The sequence below is a fragment of the Streptomyces muensis genome (assembly GCF_021474425.1).
Taxonomy (GTDB): Bacteria; Actinomycetota; Actinomycetes; order Streptomycetales; family Streptomycetaceae; genus Streptomyces; species Streptomyces muensis.
In genome coordinates, this window is the sequence record NZ_JAKEIP010000533.1 from 1 (window position 1) to 2008 (window position 2008).

Genomic DNA, 2008 nt, shown 5'->3' on the forward strand with positions numbered 1-2008 from the left:
CCCCCAACCCGCCGCGCATACCGCCGAGCCACCCGCCGAGCCCGCATCGACCCCAGCGCGAACGGCTCCCCCGGCGCCAGCCACCCGGCGACGACATAAGCGGGCAACTCCTCCCGCACGGTCCGCAACTCCCGCTGCCGCGTCCAGATCGCCAACCACGTCAGCAGCCCGAACGCGGGCACCATGAACGCCGCGTACACCGCGAAGAACCCGAACTCCCCGAAGGCCGACGAACCGTTCCACAGGGCGTGCATGCCCATGGCGAGCAATAGCCCCGCGAGGGGCAGGAGAACCCGCCGCACATGCTGCCGCTCGCCCGACAACGCGGCGATACCGAAGCCGATACCGGTCAGAACGGTGAAGAGCGGATGCGCGAACGGCGACATGATGACCCGGACGAAGAAGGTCGCCGCGGTCACGGAGGCGATACCGCTGTCGCCGGAGAGCTGGTCGGTACCGAACGCGGTGCCGAGGTAGAGGATGTTCTCGGTGAAGGCGAACCCGGTGGCGGTGACCCCGGCTATCACCACGCCGTCGACGATCCCGGTGAAGTCCCGCCGCCGGAAGAGGAACACGAGCAGTACGGCCGCGGCCTTCGCCATCTCCTCCACGACGGGCGCTATGACGGTCGCGCCCAGGGTGTCCGCATGCGACGGGTCGGCGGTCGCGGTGGCTATCCATCTCGTGGCGAAGCTGTTGGCGACGATCGCTATCAGCGCCGCCGCGCAGGCACCCCAGGCGAAGGAGAACAGCAGATGGCGCCAGGGCCCCGGCTCGACCCGGTCCAGCCACCGGAACGAGGCGACGAGCAGCGGCACGGGCAGCACGGCGAGCCCGAGCCCGACCAGGAACCCCTCGGTGCCGGTCTGCTCCCGCACCAGGGCGAGGATGACCAGCCCGGAGAGCGCGAGCAGCGTGCTGAGCGCGCCGTAACGCACCCACCGCCTGTGCCACCAGTGCGCGGGCCGCGGTGCGCCGCCGGTGGGTCCGGTGGGGTGCGTCGGGTACGGGGGACAGGTGGCCACGGCATCGACCCTAACGAGGCAGGGGCGCCGCCCGCAGCAGCGCGAGGGGCTCTGCTACCGCTGTACGCGGCGGAAGAGCAGGTCGTTCACCACATGACCCTTGTCCAGTCCCTGCCCCTCGAAACGGGTCAGCGGCCGGAACTGCGGACGGGGCGCGAAACCGCCGTCGCCCTGGGTGTTCTCGAAGTCGGGGTGCGCGGTCAGCACTTCGAGCATCTGTTCGGCGTACGGCTCCCAGTCGGTGGCGCAGTGCACCACGGCACCGGGCTTCAGCCGGGTCGCGGCGAGACTGAGGAACTCGGGCTGGATGAGCCGCCGCTTGTGGTGCCGCTTCTTGGGCCAGGGGTCCGGGAAGTAGACGCGCAGCCCGTCGAGCGAGTCCGGCGCGAGCATCTCGCGGAGCAGGATGATGGCGTCGCCGTTGCCGACCCGGACGTTGGCCAGCCCGTGCTGGTCGGCCAGATTGAGCAGATTGCCCTGCCCCGGGGTGTGGACGTCGACGGCGAGGATGTTGGTACCGGGTTCACCGGCCGCCATCTGCGCGGTCGCCTCGCCCATCCCGAAGCCGATCTCCAGCACGACGGGGTTGTCGTTCCCGAACAGCTCGGCGAGGTCGATCACCCGCTGCCCATCGATGTCGAGCCCCCACTTCGGCCACAGCCGCTGCAACGCGTCCGCCTGCCCCGCGGTCACCCGACTCCGCCGCGGCTGAAAACTCCGAATCCGCCGCTCGAAGTGAGACCCAGCCGGATCAGCCTTGGGCCCATCAGGAAACCGCGGCTCCCCCTTGGCCCGCGTATACCGAACGGACACGCCGGGGTGGTGGTCGGGCTGGGGGACTTCGGGAGCGTTGAGAGAGTCAGACACAGTGAGACCGATTTTACGGGGATCCGGCCCCCTCTCGGCCCGCCAGGCATCTCCAGCCCGTCCGGCGTTTGAGGACGAGGCCCGGAGGGCCGATGGCGGGGTCTGGGGGCGAAGCC

Annotated in this window: 2 protein-coding genes; both read right to left on the reverse strand. The window is 70.3% G+C overall.

Annotated features, from left to right (window positions below; genetic code table 11):
* Positions 1-1025 (reverse strand): PrsW family intramembrane metalloprotease (locus L0P92_RS44090; protein WP_234768758.1); only part of this gene is annotated, 1025 nt, incomplete at its 3' end.
* 54 nt (positions 1026-1079) lie between these two features.
* The gene (gene trmB / locus L0P92_RS44095) at positions 1080-1892 is read right to left on the reverse strand and encodes a tRNA (guanosine(46)-N7)-methyltransferase TrmB (protein ID WP_372497437.1); all 813 of its coding nucleotides are present in this window, start codon (positions 1890-1892) and stop codon (positions 1080-1082) included.
* Positions 1893-2008 lie beyond the last annotated feature (116 nt).